The 17,159-nt window shown below is 36.0% G+C and carries 17 protein-coding genes; 4 read left to right on the plus strand and 13 right to left on the minus strand.

Annotated elements, in window-relative coordinates; all coding sequences use genetic code 11:
• The 3 genes from FJV36_RS08045 to FJV36_RS08055 form a co-directional block, all read left to right on the plus strand.
• Positions 1 to 700: IS4 family transposase (locus tag FJV36_RS08045; protein ID WP_158728099.1), on the plus strand; the 700-nt coding region annotated here is incomplete at its 5' end.
• A 158-nt stretch (positions 701 to 858) separates the two neighbouring features.
• Positions 859 to 1,500, plus strand: coding sequence for a flavin reductase family protein (locus tag FJV36_RS08050; RefSeq protein ID WP_158728835.1), 642 nt, complete (start codon positions 859 to 861; stop codon positions 1,498 to 1,500).
• 2 nt (positions 1,501 to 1,502) lie between these two features.
• A complete protein-coding gene (locus FJV36_RS08055; RefSeq protein ID WP_158728836.1) occupies positions 1,503 to 3,035 on the plus strand; it encodes a cryptochrome/photolyase family protein in 1,533 nt (510 codons plus the stop codon).
• Between the two features lie 63 nt (positions 3,036 to 3,098).
• Here FJV36_RS08055 and FJV36_RS08060 read toward each other — a convergent pair whose 3' ends face one another.
• The 13 genes from FJV36_RS08060 to FJV36_RS08120 form a co-directional block, all read right to left on the minus strand.
• The gene (locus tag FJV36_RS08060) at positions 3,099 to 3,527 is read right to left on the minus strand and encodes a YMGG-like glycine zipper-containing protein (protein WP_158728837.1); all 429 of its coding nucleotides are present in this window, start codon (positions 3,525 to 3,527) and stop codon (positions 3,099 to 3,101) included.
• Positions 3,528 to 3,614: 87 nt separating this feature from the next.
• Positions 3,615 to 4,913: a kynureninase gene (gene kynU, locus FJV36_RS08065; RefSeq protein ID WP_158728838.1), complete on the minus strand. Its 1,299-nt coding sequence runs from the start codon at positions 4,911 to 4,913 to the stop codon at positions 3,615 to 3,617.
• A gap of 315 nt (positions 4,914 to 5,228) precedes the next feature.
• Positions 5,229 to 6,278, minus strand: coding sequence for a tRNA preQ1(34) S-adenosylmethionine ribosyltransferase-isomerase QueA (gene queA / locus FJV36_RS08070; protein ID WP_086452951.1), 1,050 nt, complete (start codon positions 6,276 to 6,278; stop codon positions 5,229 to 5,231).
• Positions 6,279 to 6,419: 141 nt separating this feature from the next.
• Positions 6,420 to 7,661: a 3-phosphoshikimate 1-carboxyvinyltransferase gene (locus FJV36_RS08075; protein WP_158728839.1), complete on the minus strand. Its 1,242-nt coding sequence runs from the start codon at positions 7,659 to 7,661 to the stop codon at positions 6,420 to 6,422.
• Positions 7,662 to 7,761: 100 nt separating this feature from the next.
• A complete protein-coding gene (locus tag FJV36_RS08080) occupies positions 7,762 to 8,088 on the minus strand; it encodes a nucleotide pyrophosphohydrolase (protein ID WP_115814249.1) in 327 nt (108 codons plus the stop codon).
• A 1-nt stretch (position 8,089) separates the two neighbouring features.
• Positions 8,090 to 8,542 carry a D-aminoacyl-tRNA deacylase gene (gene dtd, locus FJV36_RS08085; protein WP_158728840.1) on the minus strand — a complete coding sequence of 151 codons (453 nt, stop codon included), beginning with the start codon at positions 8,540 to 8,542 and terminating at the stop codon, positions 8,090 to 8,092.
• A gap of 62 nt (positions 8,543 to 8,604) precedes the next feature.
• Positions 8,605 to 8,964, minus strand: a complete 360-nt coding sequence (locus FJV36_RS08090; RefSeq protein ID WP_158728841.1) for a four helix bundle protein — start codon at positions 8,962 to 8,964, stop codon at positions 8,605 to 8,607.
• A gap of 31 nt (positions 8,965 to 8,995) precedes the next feature.
• A complete protein-coding gene (rsgA, locus tag FJV36_RS08095; protein ID WP_158728842.1) occupies positions 8,996 to 9,973 on the minus strand; it encodes a ribosome small subunit-dependent GTPase A in 978 nt (325 codons plus the stop codon).
• A 150-nt stretch (positions 9,974 to 10,123) separates the two neighbouring features.
• On the minus strand, positions 10,124 to 11,206 hold the full coding sequence (locus FJV36_RS08100) for a bifunctional 3-deoxy-7-phosphoheptulonate synthase/chorismate mutase type II (RefSeq protein ID WP_158728843.1): 1,083 nt from the start codon (positions 11,204 to 11,206) through the stop codon (positions 10,124 to 10,126).
• Positions 11,207 to 11,277: 71 nt separating this feature from the next.
• Complete coding sequence (locus FJV36_RS08105) at positions 11,278 to 12,135, minus strand: prephenate dehydrogenase (RefSeq protein ID WP_158728844.1); 858 nt, start codon at positions 12,133 to 12,135, stop codon at positions 11,278 to 11,280.
• A gap of 210 nt (positions 12,136 to 12,345) precedes the next feature.
• The gene (locus FJV36_RS08110) at positions 12,346 to 13,491 is read right to left on the minus strand and encodes an aminotransferase class I/II-fold pyridoxal phosphate-dependent enzyme (protein WP_158728845.1); all 1,146 of its coding nucleotides are present in this window, start codon (positions 13,489 to 13,491) and stop codon (positions 12,346 to 12,348) included.
• A gap of 43 nt (positions 13,492 to 13,534) precedes the next feature.
• Positions 13,535 to 14,362, minus strand: a complete 828-nt coding sequence (locus FJV36_RS08115; RefSeq protein ID WP_158728846.1) for a prephenate dehydratase — start codon at positions 14,360 to 14,362, stop codon at positions 13,535 to 13,537.
• Between the two features lie 389 nt (positions 14,363 to 14,751).
• Positions 14,752 to 15,999 (minus strand): dicarboxylate/amino acid:cation symporter, encoded by a 1,248-nt coding sequence (locus tag FJV36_RS08120; RefSeq protein ID WP_158728847.1) that lies wholly within the window; start codon positions 15,997 to 15,999, stop codon positions 14,752 to 14,754.
• A gap of 187 nt (positions 16,000 to 16,186) precedes the next feature.
• On the opposite strand from FJV36_RS08120, the gene gldA reads away from it, so the two are divergent.
• Entirely contained in the window at positions 16,187 to 17,083 is an 897-nt protein-coding gene (gene gldA, locus FJV36_RS08125) for a gliding motility-associated ABC transporter ATP-binding subunit GldA (protein ID WP_158728848.1), read from the plus strand.
• Positions 17,084 to 17,159: the final 76 nt, after the last annotated feature.

The raw sequence follows: 17,159 nt of genomic DNA on the forward strand, positions 1-17,159 counted from the left end.
TTTTGATGGTAATTTGCCTGCATATATCAATATCACCAACGGTAAAACAGCTGATAATAAGGGAGCTTACGAAATTCCCCTTTTAAAGGGCAGTGTGATTGTTGCAGACCGATTTTATAATGACTTTTCCCTTTTGAATATTTGGGACAGCAACGAGGTGTTTTTTGTAATTAGACATAAAGAGAATTTACAATTTACTACAGTGAAAGAAAATGAATTACCTGAAAATCGTCACGAGCACATCATGAAAGACGAATTGATTGAATTGAAAAATGAGCCTTCAAAAAATAAATATCCAAAGAAATTAAGACGGGTAGCGGTGTGGGATGAAGAAAATGGACAAGTTATTGAACTTATTACAAACCAGTTTTATTGGTCTCCCAACACTATTGGGGAATTATATAAAAGCAGATGGCAGGTAGAAATCTTTTTCAGAGATATAAAGCAGCTACTTCATATAAAATCGTTTATAGGAACATCCGAAAATGCTGTTATGATTCAAATTTGGACGGCTTTAATTACCATTCTCATTCTAAAAGCATTAAAAGCACAATCAAAATTTGATTGGTATTTATCCAATTTAGTAGCTTTCATACGATTGAATCTTTTCGTTAAAATTGACTTGCAAAAATGGTTAGATAAGCCATTTGAAGAACACATAGAGCCTCCTCCAGAAAACATACAGGGGGTTCTGTTTTAAAAAATGACCATTTCTAAGGTGTAAACTCAATGAAATGGGCGGATTTTATATGATGTAATTTTATTTAGGACAGGATTGATTTAAAATCTCTATATTTTGTTTAATTTATTTCTTGATTAATTAAACAAAAAGTATCTTTGTTTAAAATAATACGACTTATGAAACATATTTCAAGAGATACCATCTCTCAAATGGAAAAAATTGAAAGATTAAACTTGATCAATTCGTGTACGGGATATAAATCAGCAAATTTATTGGGGACAAAATCTATTGACGGAAAATCAAATGTTGCTATTTTTAGTAGCGTAACCCACTTAGGGAGTAACCCCGCAATGATTGGATTTATTATGCGCCCCACTACGGTTCCAAGAGATACGTACAAAAATATTAAAGACACTGGTTACTTTACAGTAAATCACATCACAGCAGATATGATTGAAGCTGCGCATCATACCTCGGCTAATTATGAATTAGGAGTTTCTGAGTTTGACAAAACAACACTTGAAGAAGAATTCAAAGAAGGCATCCCTACACCTTTTGTTAAGGGAAGTCCAGTACAATTATTGTGTAAGTATGTTAATGAATATCATATTGTAGAAAATGACACCATACATGTTATTGCTTCTATTGAACATATCTTTTATCACGAAGAATTAGAACATAAAGATGGCTGGTTGCAAATGGATCGTGGAAATGTTGTGGCTATAAATGGTTTAGACGGATATTGTTTACCCAAATTACTGGACCGTTTCCAGTACGCACGAAAAGAAATTCCAACAACTTCCTTTTTCAAAAAATAAAAATGAAAAAACTACGGTTAATCCTTGGTGATCAATTGAATGCGACGCACTCCTGGTTTCAAGAAAAAGACGGAAATACCATTTATATGCTTGCCGAAATGCGTCAGGAAACAGATTATGTGAAGCACCACATACAGAAGGTTGTGGCATTCTTTCAAGCAATGAGGCATTTTTACACAGACCTTAAAGATAAAGGTCATCAAGTACTCTATTTCGAAATTACAGCCTTAGATAATCCTCAAAATTTAGATCAATTGATTGCCTCTTGTATTGAAAAATATGGCATTGCCAAATTTGAATATCAATTACCTGACGAATACCGTCTGGATCAGCAATTAAAATTGATTTGCTCAAAACTTACCACTGAGACCCAAGCATTCGATACGGAACATTTTTATACCAAACGAGAGGAGTTGACCGATTTTTTTGAAGGCAAGAAGTTACTGCTAATGGAAAATTTTTACCGACACATGCGTAAAAAGCACCATGTTTTGATGGATGGCTCAACACCAGTTGGTAATCAATGGAATTTTGATGCAGATAATCGAAAAAAATACAAAGGAGAAGTTCCAGTTCCTGCAGCAAAAAAATTTGGGACCGATATTGAAGCACTTCTCTCCCAAATTGAAAAAGCTGGAGTCAATACATTTGGCTCAATTGACCCGAAAAACTTTGACTGGCCTACCAGCCGAGTGCAAGCATTAGAGCAACTTGATTATTTTTGTAATCATTTGTTACACCACTTTGGTGACTACGAAGACGCCATGCATACAGATGAAAAATACCTGTTTCATTCGCGTTTATCGTTTGCTATGAACAGCAAAATGCTTTCGCCAAAAGAAGTTGTTGAAACTGTAGTTGCATACTATCATGAACATGAATCTAGCATTTCCATTTCACAGGTTGAAGGTTTTGTTCGGCAAATTTTAGGTTGGCGTGAATACATAAGAGGAATTTATTGGAAAGAAATGCCCAACTATTCTAAAATGAATGCTTTAAACAACACCAATAGACTGCCGGATTTTTTCTGGACCGGTCAAACTAAAATGAATTGCATGAGTCATGCTATTAATCAAAGTTTGAAGGATGCCTATGCACATCATATTCAGCGTTTGATGGTAATAGGAAACTTTACTTTATTAACGCAAATTCATCCTAACGAAGTAGACAATTGGTATCTAGGTGTGTATATTGATGCCATCGAATGGGTAGAAATGCCCAATACAAGAGGTATGTCACAATACGCAGATGGGGGAATTATTGCAACAAAACCTTACGTTTCCTCAGGGAGTTATATCAATAAAATGAGTAACAATTGTGCAAAATGCCATTATAATGTGAAGGAAAAATTTGGAGAAAAAGGCTGCCCATTTAATACGCTCTACTGGAATTTTCTGGACGAAAAGAAAGACTATTTTAAAGGAAACCAGCGTATGGGAATGATGCTCAACCTTCTTAAAAAAATTGATCCTGAAGATTTATACAAGATTAAGCTCAAAGCAAATGAGATTATAAACAATATGGATTCGTATTAAACTAGAAAAGCGTTTCAACTCCTCACAGAATTGAAACGCTTTTTTTTATTTATAAAAACGAATTTAGTTTTTCTTACTACCGTCAATAATTGCCCCTGTTCCAGCACCCACTCCGGCACCTGCAACACCCCCAATAATAGCACCTTGAACTTTCTTCTTACTGATAATTGCTCCAGTTGCTGCTCCTACTCCTGCACCAATGACTGCTCCTTTTGCAGTACTACTCCAACCTTTCTTTTTAGTTGTGGTAGTTGTAGTCGTTGTTGATTGAGGAGCTTGCTGATTAACTACAATAACTTCCTTCTTGGTTTCTAATTTTTCCTCTTCCATTTTCACCATCACTTGCTGCATGGAGTCAATCACTCTTTGCTTTTCCATTTCTACTTTCATAGAATCAACTGTTGCTGCTTTTGCTTTTGCAACATCCATTTTACCTTGATTTTGACAAGAAACTACCGCCATAGCAAGTATTATAAAGTATACTATTTTCATAATTTGTTTTATTGTATTGTTAAACAACAAAGTAACAACATAAAAAAACTAGTTCACTTATCTAATTTACGGTTTAATTTACATAATTCATCGACTCGCTTTTTCTAAAATTCCTTTTTTTAAAATTTGGCCAAACTCATACATGTCAACGTAAGAGGTATACAAAGGCACTGGTGCTAAACGAATCACATTAGGTTCACGCCAATCTGTAATTACTCCATTTTTCATTAAATAATCAAACAAACTTCGGCCTTCTCCATGCAGTAAGACAGAAAGTTGAGAAGCTCTTTCTAAAGGATTTTGAGGAGTTATGATTTCAAAAGTACTCTCAACTTCTTTATCGATTTCATGTAAAATAAACTCTAAATACGATGTGATACTATCTCTTTTTTGAATTAGAGCATCCATTCCTACTTCGTCAAACATAGTTACTGATGCCAAATAAGGAGCTAATGACAATATGGGTAAATTACTTATTTGCCAACCATCGGCACCATGAACGGGATCAAAAGTTTGTTCCATCTTAAAACGACGTTCTTTGTTGTGTCCCCACCATCCTGCAAATCTTGGAAGCTCACTATTGTTATGATGCTTTTCATGAATAAAACAACCAGATGCATTCCCTGGTCCTGAATTCATGTACTTATAACTGCACCATGAAGCAAAGTCTACATTCCAATTGTGCAATTCTAGCTTTACATTTCCTGCAGCATGTGCCAGATCCCATCCTACATAAGCACCTGCTTTGTGCCCTGCAGCAGTTATCGTTTTCATGTCAAAAACTTGACCTGTGTAATAATTGACTCCACCAATGAGAACCAAAGCCAACTCATCGCCTACTTCTTCTATTTTTGCTAACACATCTTCAAGACGGATGTTGTGTTCCCCTTCGCGTCTTTTTATTTCTACTAACGCTACATTAGGATCAAAGCCTACAGATCTTGAATGAAAATCAACTTGGCTTTGAAACATATATTGATCCGAAGGAAATGCTTTCTCCTCACAAATAATTTTGAATCTAGTTTTTGTAGGTTGGTAAAAAGAAACCATCAATAAATGAAGGTTTACCGTTAAGGTATTCATTACGGTTACCTCTGAAGGAAGTGCGCCAACGATTTTACTCAACGGACTAGCAAAACGTTCGTGGTAATCCCACCAAGGTTTATCACTATAAAAATGTCCTTCTACAGCTAGGTTTGCCCAATCATTCATGACTTCATCTACAAAAGCTTTGGTGCGTTTGGGTTGTAGTCCAAGTGAATTTCCAGTAAAATAAATTACTTTTTTTCCGTTTACTTGCGGAAATATAAATTCCTCTTGGTATTTATTTAAAGGATCTTGAATATCTAGTTGCCTTGCAAATTCAAGGGTATTTTGAAATTTCATACGTTCAGTTTTGTTTGGTAAATGTACAAAAAATGCATCGATAGTAGCAAGTGTTTAAACGAATTAGGAACTTCTTGAAATCCCAAAAAATGAGATAAAGAACCGAGCTTTATCCTTAAAAATCCTGATAGAAGAGGATCGAGTTTTGCGGACGGGTTTGTGTGAGGGGTTGTAGCGGCATCCTTTATTTTCTTTCTTTAAGAAAATAAAGATATAGCGTAAAACCCGACCCGACCTTTTTCTGGGAGGGTCACACCAAAAAAAAATCTCGCCACGAATGACGAGATTTAATACTTATGATATGATTTTGTTGTATTATAGAATCAACATAGCATCACCGTAAGAGTAAAATTTATATTTCTCCTCGATTGCTTCGGCATATGCTCTCTTCATTAAATCGTGACCACAAAAAGCGGAGATCATCATTAATAAAGTTGATTTTGGAGTATGAAAATTAGTAATCATACAGGTTGGGATAGCAAAATCGTGCGGTGGAAAAACAAATTTATTTGTCCATCCGTCAAACGGATTAAGTGTGTTTTGTGATGAAACAGAACTTTCTACAGCGCGCATAGAAGTTGTCCCTACGCAACATATACGTTTCCTTTTAGCTTTGGCTGCGTTTACGATATCACAGGCTCCTTGAGTAATTTTTAATTCTTCAGAATCCATTTTGTGTTTCGATAAATCTTCAACCTCAACAGGATTAAAAGTTCCTAAGCCTACGTGAAGCGTAACCTCAGCAAAATTAATTCCTTTTATTTCTAGTTTTTTCAATAAATGTTTAGAGAAATGCAAACCAGCTGTAGGTGCTGCAACAGAACCTTCTTCTTTTGCATAAATAGTTTGATAACGCTCTGCATCCTCTGGAGTTACATCTCTAGAAATGTATTTAGGGATTGGAGTTTCACCAAGTTCTGTTAATTTATTACGGAATTCCTCGTATGAACCGTCATATAAAAAACGTAGGGTTCTACCACGAGAAGTAGTATTGTCAATAACCTCAGCAACTAGAGAGTCATCGTCACCAAAATATAGTTTGTTTCCAATTCTAATTTTACGCGCTGGATCAACAAGAACATCCCAAAGTCTTTGCTCAGAGTTTAATTCTCTCAATAAAAACACTTCGATTCTTGCTCCAGTTTTTTCTTTATTTCCGTATAAACGTGCTGGGAAAACTTTAGTATTATTTAAAATTAAGACATCGCCTTCGTCAAAATAATCAATAACATCTTTGAACATTTTGTGTTCTATGGTTTGTTTTTTACGGTCAATAACCATTAAACGTGCTTCGTCTCTGTTTTCGGCAGGATATTCTGCAAGAAGTTCTTTTGGTAAATCGAATTGAAAATGTGATAATTTCATTTGAAAAAGTTATATGTTATGATTTATAGCGTTTCTCTTTGTGAGATGCTGTTTATAAATCGTGTGCAAATATACGATTGTGAGAGAGGCGTTGTCAAGTGTTTTAGGGTTTATTTTTAAAAGTCGTTGTTTAGAGGGCACTTAGAGGACTATTTCATCTTGACACTGCAACCCAATAGTTCTTAAATCATCCCAAAAATCAGGATATGATTTTGAAACTACCTCGGCATTTTCAATAATTATGGGAACTTTTATGGCAAGCGGTGCAAATGCCATTGCCATACGGTGGTCATTATAAGTGGCTACAGATACATTTGGGATACAATCCTTTGTGGCTATTAGCGTTAAACTGTCGTTTGTCACTGAAATAGTTGCTCCTAATTTTGTTAATTCAATTCGCAGTGCTTCTAATCTATCTGTTTCTTTAATTTTTAAGGTATGAAGCCCCGTAAGGTGACAGCCAATTCCTAGGCCCAGACAGGTAACAACAATGGTTTGTGCAATATCAGGCGTATTGTTTAATTCGAAATGGATTTGTTCTGGCAGACTAAAATCTTGTTGCTTGCTCAAGGTCATCTGGTCCCCGTTAAAATGGGTAACAACTCCAAGTTCTTTGTAAATTTCGACCAAAGCGGAATCGCCTTGAAGACTATCTTGTTTGTAACTTTTTAAGGTTATTGAAGCCTTACTAGAAAGTGCTACTAAACTGAAGAAATACGATGCCGAACTCCAATCAGATTCGACTGTCATAGACTTTGCAGCTACTTCTTTCTTAGGATAAACCGTAATTACATTGCCTTCAAACTTTGTATTAACCTCTAAATCATTTAATAACGCTAATGTCATTTTGATATAAGGAACGGAGGTGATTTCACCTACCAATGTAATTTCGATTCCGTTCTCTAGTTTTGGTGCCACCAATAACAAAGCCGAAATATACTGACTGCTTACATTAGCTAGAATAGACACTTTTGAGGCCGTTATTTTTTGCCCACTGATTTTGATGGGCGGATAACCTACTTCTTTCTCGTATGTTATTGCGGCTCCTAACTGTTGTAGCGCTTCGACCAAAACTTGTATTGGGCGTTCCGTCATCCGTTGAGAACCGGTCAGTATTACCTCTCGACCTTCATGCACTGCATAATAAGCCGTCAAGAAGCGCATGGCCGTTCCTGCATGATGAATATCAACTATTTCTGCATTGCCTTTCAAGGCTTTTTGCATGACCTCGCTGTCATCAGAATTAGAGGTGTTGTTGAGCGTAATAGTAGGAAACAAAGCCTGCAACAATAGTAGACGGTTGGTTTCGCTTTTGGAACCTGTTATGTTTAATTGTGCATCGTCAATCGTGAAAGGTGAATTTGTAGTTACTTTTAAATTCATTTTTGTAATTATGAGTTGTGAATTAGGAATTATGAGTGGTATAATTCAAGTTCGCAATTTACCACTCCACATTTATAATTCATAATTAAAGCAACATAAATTATTTTAGTTTATCGTTGTTTTTGTGACGGTCTTTATCTCTAACGGATTTTAAATCCATCTTTTTATCGAAAGCAGCTTGTAAATCAATCCCCGTTTGATTGGCTAAACACAATACTACAAAAACGACATCAGCAAGCTCCTCGCCAAGATCTTTGTTTTTATCACTTTCTTTTTCCGACTGTTCACCGTAACGGCGGGCAATAATACGAGCTACTTCGCCTACTTCTTCAGTAAGTTGTGCCATATTAGTTAATTCGTTAAAGTAACGAACACCATGTTCTTTGATCCAGGTGTCTACATCTAGTTGTGCGTTTTTTATGTTCATATTACTCTTTATTTTTACTATCTATGATAATGGTTACAGGTCCATCGTTTAGTAATTGTACTTTCATATCGGCACCAAAAACTCCGGTTTGTACTTTTTTGCTAAGATCTTGTTCTATTTGGGCAACAAATTGTTCATACAGAGGAACTGCTATTTCTGGCTTTGATGCTTTAATATAAGATGGGCGATTGCCTTTTTTGGTTAAGGCATGAAGGGTAAATTGAGACACCACAATAATATCGCCATCGATATCTTTTACAGACAGATTCATAACATCATTTTCATCTCCAAAAATACGGAGATTGACAATTTTGGAACTCAGCCAGCTGCTATCTTCATGCGTATCCGCATCTTCAATACCAACCAAAACCAACAATCCTTTTTGAATATTAGCTACAATTTGATTGTCAATTGTGACTGAAGCTTGAGAAACTCTTTGGATTACTACTTTCAAAATAGTTATGAATTATGAATGGTGAATTAAGAGTTGTGAAAGCTGAACTATAAAAATAATAGCTATTTTTTTAAATTGTTTTTAGTTGAAATGATAATTGAAGCTATGATTTTTTTCAGTTCAACAATATCACGATTCAAAGAGTCATATTGCGATTCGTTCAAATATTCAGATCGAAACAATAATTCCAACCAATAGTCGCTTTCATTGGCTTCTTTTTGTGCAATTGCAAGTTTATGAATAAAATCTAATTTACTTTCCGCATGTTCTGATTCTCTGACTAACGCCCCAACTGAGGTACCGCTGCGGAGTAGCTGTTTACTTAAAACAAATTCCTTCTTTTCAGTACATAAGAATTGATACAATTTCACGATTCGTAACGCAAAATCAAATGATTTTATTTTTATGGTATTACCTGACATAACTCATAATTCATAACTCATAATTGAAATATTACTCCCTCGTTTTATCGCTTATAATTCGATCTTCGTTATGAATATCGGTGCGGTAATGTTCATCGTCACCCTCTAAAATTTTAAGGTAACTGTTGTAGCGTGACCAAGCAATTTCATCTCGATCTAAGGCTTCTTTTATGGCACACTTAGGCTCTTCTTTATGCAAACAATTATTGAACTTGCATTGCTCTTTCAATTTAAAAAACTCGGGGAAATATCCACTAATTTCAGCCGGCTCCATATCTACCATCCCAAATCCTTTAATTCCGGGTGTGTCTATAATACTGGCGCCAAAAGATAAGTCATACATTTCAGCAAAAGTTGTGGTATGTTGCCCTTGTTTGCTGGCATCTGAAATGGTTTTTGTTTTCAAATGCAAAGCAGGCTCCATAGCGTTTACCAATGTAGATTTTCCCACACCGGAGTGTCCAGAGAACATGCTAACTTTACCAATCATCAAGGCTTTTAATTCCTCAATTCCTTTCATTTCAGTTGAGGACACGCGCAAACAAGTATATCCTATTTGCTGATACACATGCTGTATGTACAATTGTTCGTCTAAAGTAGCCTCGTCAAAAGTGTCAATTTTATTAAACACCAAAACCGTTTCTATTCCGTACGCCTCTGCAGTTACAAGAAATCGATCAATAAAATTAAAAGTTGTTGGCGGATTGTTTACAGTGATCAATAAAAAAACACGATCAATATTTGACGCGATAATATGCATTTGATGCGATAAATTAACCGACTTGCGTACGATGTAATTTTTTCTGTCATGAATATTAAAAATGGTACCCGTAACCGCATCTGATGTTTCCTCAAGCTCATAATCTACCACATCACCTACTGCAATGGGATTGGTACTTTTTATTCCCTTAATCCGAAATTTCCCTTTCATACGGCATTCTATAAAATCTCCTTGTTCAGATTTTACGGTGTACCAACTTCCTGTAGATTTATAAACGATTCCTGTCATAGGGCAAAGGTAAAATTTTGTTTCAAGTTTATCCCGACACTTCGAGATAAAATTTGGAGTTTTTTTGTACTATCCTAAAAGAAAAATCCCAAAACGAATAGTCTTGGGATTTTATTACATTATTGCTTATCAATTAAATATTGTCTTTTCTTAAGCATTCAATACCTTATCTTGATGACTGATACTTTCTTGGTGAATGGCTTTAAACAATTTTAAAACAAATTCTTCTGAAAGTCCTTTGGTTTCTCCATCCAAAATCATTTTACCTAAAATTTCATTCCAACGGTTGTTTTGCAAAACTGCTACGTTAGCTGCTTTTTTCACCACACCAATTTCATCAGCTACTTTCATACGTTTGCCTAAAAGCTCTAGCAAAGTGGCATCTAAAACGTCAATGTTAGCACGTAGTTTTTTCATTTTCTGAGTAAAATCATCAGATACATCATCAATTTTACGAACTTTCAAATCAATAAAAATTTGTTTCAACGCATCTGGTGTTACTTGCTGAGCGGCATCACTCCAAGCATTATCTGGATCAATGTGCGTTTCAATAATCATTCCGTCGTAATTCAAATCTAAGGCTTCTTGCGTAACCTCCAAAATCATTTTGCGATCACCTGTAATGTGAGAAGGATCTATAATTAATGGCAAGTCAGGGAATTTATTTTGCAATTCAATAGCGATTTGCCACTCTGGAATATTTCGGTATTTGGTTTTCTCATACGTAGAAAATCCTCTGTGAATCACTCCTAATTTTTCGATTCCTGCATTATACAAACGCTCTACACCACCCAACCACAAAGATAAATCTGGGTTTACAGGGTTTTTCACCAAAACAATTTTCTTTGTTCCTGCTAATGCATCAGCAATTTCCTGAACTGCAAATGGGTTTACCGTTGTTCTAGCACCTATCCACAACACATCAATGTCATATTCTAAAGCTAATTTTACGTGAGCAGCATTGGCCACCTCAGTTCCCATTAGCAAACCTGTTTCTTCTTTAGCTTTCTTCAACCACTTCAAACCTATTTCGCCCACGCCTTCAAATCCTCCTGGACGTGTTCTTGGTTTCCAGATTCCCGCTCTAAAAATACTTACATCAGAATTCTTCAACTCATGTGCAATTTTCAACACTTGGTCTTCGGTTTCAGCGCTACATGGCCCTGCTATTACTAATGGGTGGGTCAAATTAAATGCCTCCAACCAGTTTCTCATTTCTTTCTTATTTTCCATCTTTTCTAAATTTTATTTTCTAAGTTTCGTTTTTTTATCTTTTTTCGTGAATACTGCAAACTGTTAACTGCTCACTTCTTAACATTCATCCCGTTCAATATTTCTTTTATCTTATTCACACTTTCCATTTCATTGTAAATCGCCTCGTAATCCTCATTTTCTAACAGCTCCTTAAATTTAGATAAATTCAAGATATATTCATTCAAAGTTTTCACGACTTGCTTTCTATTTTGTTTAAAAATTGGTGTCCACATCGCAGGCGAACTTTTAGCAAGACGCACAGTACTCTCAAAACCAGAACCTGCCATATCAAAAATATCCTGTTCGTGTTTCTCCTTGTCAATGACTGTTTTTCCTAACATAAAAGCACTGATATGGGACAAATGCGAAACGTACGCAATGTGCTTATCGTGTGATTTCGGATCCATATACCGAATGCGCATTCCCATTTCTTGAAACAACGCCAACGCGCGCTCTTGCAATTTGAAAGTCGTTTTCTCCACCTCACAAATAATGTTTGTTTTGCCTTGAAACAACCCTTTTATCGCGGCCGATGGTCCCGAAAATTCCGTTCCAGCAATAGGATGCGTGGCTATAAAATTTCTCCTTTTGGCGTGGTTGGCAATACCTTCACAAATAGGTAATTTTGTAGAACCCACCTCAAAAACAATCGTTTGGTCACCTATTGCCTCCAAAACTTGGGGCACAACCGTGAGCGCTACATCTACAGGAACCGAAACAATAACAAAATCAGCATGCATTAAGTCTGTAAATGTTGCCATTTCATCAATAACACCCAATTCAATTGCCTGATCCAAATGCTTCTCGTTCGTATCAATCCCATAAATTGTGGCGTGCGGATACAAATCTTTAATATCCAACACCATCGAACCACCTATCAAGCCTATGCCTATTACAAATACTTTCATTTTTTTATTTTTATCCGAAGCTTATCCTGCTATCCGTTGCAATCTTTCCTGCCGAACGCCGGCAGCAAAGGATTTCCACTGCTATCAGGGCTAGAAAACCTCGTTATACAGAAATTTATTTTTTCATTAAACCAATTCATTTTATAAAGAATAATAACTTATCACAATAAATCTCTCTGCTATTTCATTCCCCCTTTGCGGGTCAGGGGGCTAAAATCGACTGATTGCCTCTCTAATTCTTTCTTCTTCAACACACAAAGCAAACCGAATGTACCCTTCGCCGTTACTCCCAAAAATAGTTCCCGGTGTAATAAAAATTGATTTCTCATGCAAGATTATATCAATAAACGCTTCTGCTGATGTAACTCCATCGGGTAATTTTGCCCAAACAAACAAACCAACACCTTCTTTATACACTTTACAACCCAGTTTTTCAGCAAGTTCCTCTGTTACAATTCGTCTTTTTTTATAGATTTCATTCATAGCATCAAACCAAGCTTTATCACTTTTCAGCGCTGCAACAGCACCTTTTTGAATGCCGTAAAACATACCGCTATCCATATTGCTTTTTACTTTCAAAACCGCATCAATAGCATTGGCGTTTCCTAACACCATTCCTACTCGCCAGCCTGCCATGTTAAAAGTTTTACTCAAAGAATTCAGTTCTAAAGCCACATCCTTTGCTCCTTCTACCTGCAACAAACTCATCGGATTATCACTCAAAACGAAACTATATGGATTGTCGTTGACCAATAAAATTTCATGTTTTGCAGCAAAAGCCACTAATTTTTCAAACAATTCCAAACTGCCTCTAGCTCCCGTAGGCATATGCGGATACCCAATCCACATGATCTTTACCTTGGATAAATCCAATTGCTCCAAAGCTTCAAAATCCGGCTCCCATTGGTTTCCTTCTTTCAAATCATAATATACTGGAACCGCTCCAACTAAATTGGTCACTGATGTGTACGTAGGATAGCCCGGATTCGGAATCAAAACGTGATCGCCTTCATTTAAAAAAGCCAGCGAAATGTGCATAATTCCTTCCTTGGAACCCATCAAAGGCAAAATTTCTGTTACAGGGTTGAGTGTTACACCATAATTTTTGGAATAAAAAGCAGCCATACCTTCGCGCAACTCTGGTAAACCTTGATAACTTTGGTATTGATGTGCATTTTCATCTTGCATCGCAGCTACAATTGCAGCTACAATAGCAGGCGCCGGTTGTAAATCAGGACTCCCAATTCCCATATTAATGATGGGTTTTCCTTCGGCTGCCAGTTGCCTTACTTCTCTCAATTTGGAGGAGAAATAGTATTCTTCAATGATATGGAGACGCTTTGCTGTGGTAATCATGTGTAAATTTTTATATCTGTGTAACTTGGTAACTCGAGGCTGTTTATATTTTAGTATTCTTGTATTCGCCCAAGACTTTAAAGTATTCGGCCATAATATTCAATAATGATTTTGCTTTAGCATAATCTTCGTATTTCTCAAAAGTGACATCCACAAAAAAGGAATATTTCCATGGCGTTTCAATTTTGGGCAAAGATTGAATCTTAGTTAAATTCAATTTACAATCGCTCATTACGTTTAAAACTGCTGCTAAACTCCCGCGTTTGTGATCCAGTTCAAATTTTATCGATGCTCTGTTGATTTCACTTTCAGGAACAAATGAATTTTCTTTTTTGATAATCACAAAGCGCGTCATGTTGTTCTTAATCGTTTGGATTTCTGGCGCAATAATTTCCAAATCATACATTTCCGAAGCTGTTTTACTTGCAATTGCCGCTATTCCTTTCAGTTGATTTTCCTGAATTCTTCGCGCTGTTTCAGCAGTGTCTTTGTCTTCAACCAATTTGATATTGGGATATTTTTTTAAGAAATCCATGCACTGCAACAATGCCATCGGATGCGAATGTACTTCCTGAATATCTTCTATTTTCTGACCTTTCAACGCCATTAAATTTTGATGAATATTCAAATAATGCTCACCAATTATGTGTAAATTATTCTTGTCAATTAGCGCGTAATTCGGAATAATTGGACCTGCAATAGAATTCTCAATGGCCATCACAGCTTGGTCAGACTTACCCGATAACAGACTGTCTACCAATTCCTCAAAAGACAAACACTCGTCAAGAATAAATTCATGATTGAAATATTCTTGTGCTACTTGATGATGAAACGAGCCCGTAATGCCTTGTATTCCTATAATTGTATTCATTTTACACACTTTTAAGCAAAAAAAAATCCCGATTTGCATCGGGATTGTATATTTATAGTATCAATTTAATTTTTGAATTAAATAACCATGCAACAATCCCTTTCTACCTTCCAGAAGAAATAATAAGAGTTGCTAAAATAAAATCGGTTACTCAACATGTTGTTGTATTTTTTGTATTGATTACTTTGCGAATGTATACATAATTTTTAACTGCACCCAAAAAAAAGTTGATTTTATGACACAAAAAAGAGATTCGCTAAAAAGTTGGTTATTAATTATGTAATGTTTAAAAAAAGGCTTTAAAAAAAACATTCATACAACAGCAATTCTTGTATTGTAAAGTACAAACAAGAATTAGCTTTGCTACAACACATAATATTGAAAGGGATTTATATAAGTACTTTTTCAGAAAGCCATTTTTTTCCTTCTGCAATTCTTGCCACTAGCATTGCCGAAATCAAATCTCCATTTGCGTTAAGTAAAGTTGCCATTGGATCAACCAAAGTTCCAATAATCATTGCTGCTGGCAAGGCTTGTTCCATGGGAAAACCATAAACGGTTATCGCCAGGATTTCGCCTATGTAACCACCATTAGGAATACCACCTTCAACAACAGAAACCACAACTGTAATTCCTAAAGCGGTAAGAATTGTAACTGGATCCGTAAAATCCTTACCAAACATGGCGAAAATAACGGCTATCTTGATAATGGATGACATACTTGAACCATCTTTATGCAAAGGTGCACCCAAGGGAATAACGACATTCCTAATGTGAGCAGGAATATTAATTTTTTCGGCACCCTCAAGATTTGCAGGAATGGTTGCAATACTACTGCAGGTACCAATAGCTGTTAACGAAGGTGTTATATTATTTTTCCAAAACACTTTAAACCCTAATTTGCCGCCCGCCATGTAGGCATATAAACTAAAGAATACAATGAAGTAAAAAGCACAAACAGCATAGTAAAGCCCTAGCGGCTTGGCATAAGCACCAAACAATTGCGGACCAAAAATACCCACCTGATAAGCAAAATAGGCACCCAAACCTACAGGTGCTGTTTGCATAATAATGTGTAGCAATTGTTTCATTACTTCGTTACCAGATTGTAAAAACCTACTGAAATCATTGCCTTTTTCACCAGATTGCAAGCTGGCAAAACCCACTAAAAAGGAAAAAAGAATGAGTGCCAGCATGTTTTTTCGCGACAACAATTCATAAAAATCACCCGCGGTAAGCAATTGGGATATCTGAGAACCGGTGCTGCTTTCGGCTACAATTTCTAGCGGAACTTGAGAAATGATAATATCTTGATGAATTGGAAAAATCAAAACTCCTACCACCATAAGGATTGCAGAAACCAAGACCGTAAATAAAAAGACTCCAATTACGATTAAGAATAACTTTCCTAGTTTTTCGGTTTTTTCTAAAGTAGCAATTGATGCCGATATGGTAAAAAACACTAATGGAATTATAGCCGTAAACAACAAATTTAGAAAAATGTCTCCCAAAGGTTTCAAAACCTCCACCTCTTTACCAAAAACCAATCCTAATACACTTCCTGCAAGGATACCACCAAGAAGTAGCATAATGCTTTTGTAATTTTTCACGAAACCTCCTGATCCTATGTCTTTCATGTGTCTTTTGAGCTATTTTTAGTAAATATAGAAATCTAAATGATAGCGGTGCAATCACGATGCTACTTTTTTAAAATAGTAATAGAAGTACGAGCCGCTATTCCTGAAAAAATTATTCGTGAATTAGTAGGCAATCGAACAACAAATCCATTCATTTTCTGTTTACTTTTGCAACAAATAATTCATCATGTCAATAGCAGTAAATAACATTTCCAAAAGCTACGGTGCTCAAAAAGCATTAGATAACATTTCATTTTCAATTAACAAAGGAGAAATTGTTGGTTTTTTAGGTCCAAATGGAGCTGGAAAATCGACTTTGATGAAAATTTTAACTACCTACATTAACGCTGATGAAGGAACTGCCACGGTAAACGGGCAGGATGTAAACGCCAATCCAAAAGCGGTGCAACTTTCTATTGGGTACTTGCCGGAGCACAATCCGTTGTATTTGGATTTGTATGTTCGTGAATATTTAGCCTTTAACGCTGATGTGTACAAAGTTGCCAAATCTCGTATCGAAGAGGTAATTCAACTCACAGGTTTAAGTACCGAAAGCCACAAAAAAATAGGCCAACTCTCTAAAGGGTACCGCCAGCGTGTAGGATTGGCCAATGCACTACTGCACAATCCTGATGTTTTAATTTTGGATGAGCCTACCACTGGTTTAGATCCAAACCAGTTGATGGAGATTAGAAACGTAATTAAAAACGTGGGAAAAGACAAGACTGTTTTTCTTTCAACACACATTATGCAAGAGGTGGAAGCCATTTGTGATCGTGTGATCATCATCAACAATGGTAAAATTGTTACCGATAAAAAACTGGATAACTTAATTTCTGAAGATAAAGAACAAGTAATTGAAGTGGAATTTGATTTTCAAGTTGAAGAACAAATGATTTCTAAAATTGAAAATCTTGTTTCGTATGTCAACATTCACGATATGATGTGGGAACTGACTTTTAAATCAGATAAAGACATGCGTTCTGTAGTCTTTGATTTTGCTCAAAACAATGGTTTGAAAACCTTACAACTCAATCAAAAGAATAAAAACTTAGAAGCGGTGTTTAGAGAGATTACGAAATAGTTGGTAGTCGTCAGCTATATTCTCGAATAAAATACAAATTATAAAAAAAGCTTCCAGCCTTTGGAAGGCTAGAAGC

Origin of the sequence: Flavobacterium sp. I-STPP5a (genome assembly GCF_009764685.1) — a bacterium.
Taxonomy (GTDB): Bacteria; Bacteroidota; Bacteroidia; order Flavobacteriales; family Flavobacteriaceae; genus Flavobacterium.

Coding starts and splice junctions, on each gene's coding strand:
- FJV36_RS08110 (WP_158728845.1), bottom strand. CDS start 13,491: ATGATTACCACAGCAAAGCGTCTCCATATCATTGAAGAATACTATTTC.
- FJV36_RS08115 (WP_158728846.1), bottom strand. CDS start 14,362: ATGAATACAATTATAGGAATACAAGGCATTACGGGCTCGTTTCATCAT.
- queA (WP_086452951.1), bottom strand. CDS start 6,278: ATGAAATTATCACATTTTCAATTCGATTTACCAAAAGAACTTCTTGCA.
- FJV36_RS08050 (WP_158728835.1), top strand. CDS start 859: ATGAAACATATTTCAAGAGATACCATCTCTCAAATGGAAAAAATTGAA.
- FJV36_RS08120 (WP_158728847.1), bottom strand. CDS start 15,999: ATGAAAGACATAGGATCAGGAGGTTTCGTGAAAAATTACAAAAGCATT.
- FJV36_RS08100 (WP_158728843.1), bottom strand. CDS start 11,206: ATGGAAAATAAGAAAGAAATGAGAAACTGGTTGGAGGCATTTAATTTG.
- gldA (WP_158728848.1), top strand. CDS start 16,187: ATGTCAATAGCAGTAAATAACATTTCCAAAAGCTACGGTGCTCAAAAA.
- FJV36_RS08080 (WP_115814249.1), bottom strand. CDS start 8,088: ATGAACATAAAAAACGCACAACTAGATGTAGACACCTGGATCAAAGAA.
- FJV36_RS08105 (WP_158728844.1), bottom strand. CDS start 12,135: ATGAAAGTATTTGTAATAGGCATAGGCTTGATAGGTGGTTCGATGGTG.
- rsgA (WP_158728842.1), bottom strand. CDS start 9,973: ATGACAGGAATCGTTTATAAATCTACAGGAAGTTGGTACACCGTAAAA.
- FJV36_RS08060 (WP_158728837.1), bottom strand. CDS start 3,527: ATGAAAATAGTATACTTTATAATACTTGCTATGGCGGTAGTTTCTTGT.
- FJV36_RS08090 (WP_158728841.1), bottom strand. CDS start 8,964: ATGTCAGGTAATACCATAAAAATAAAATCATTTGATTTTGCGTTACGA.
- kynU (WP_158728838.1), bottom strand. CDS start 4,913: ATGAAATTTCAAAATACCCTTGAATTTGCAAGGCAACTAGATATTCAA.
- FJV36_RS08055 (WP_158728836.1), top strand. CDS start 1,503: ATGAAAAAACTACGGTTAATCCTTGGTGATCAATTGAATGCGACGCAC.
- FJV36_RS08075 (WP_158728839.1), bottom strand. CDS start 7,661: ATGAATTTAAAAGTAACTACAAATTCACCTTTCACGATTGACGATGCA.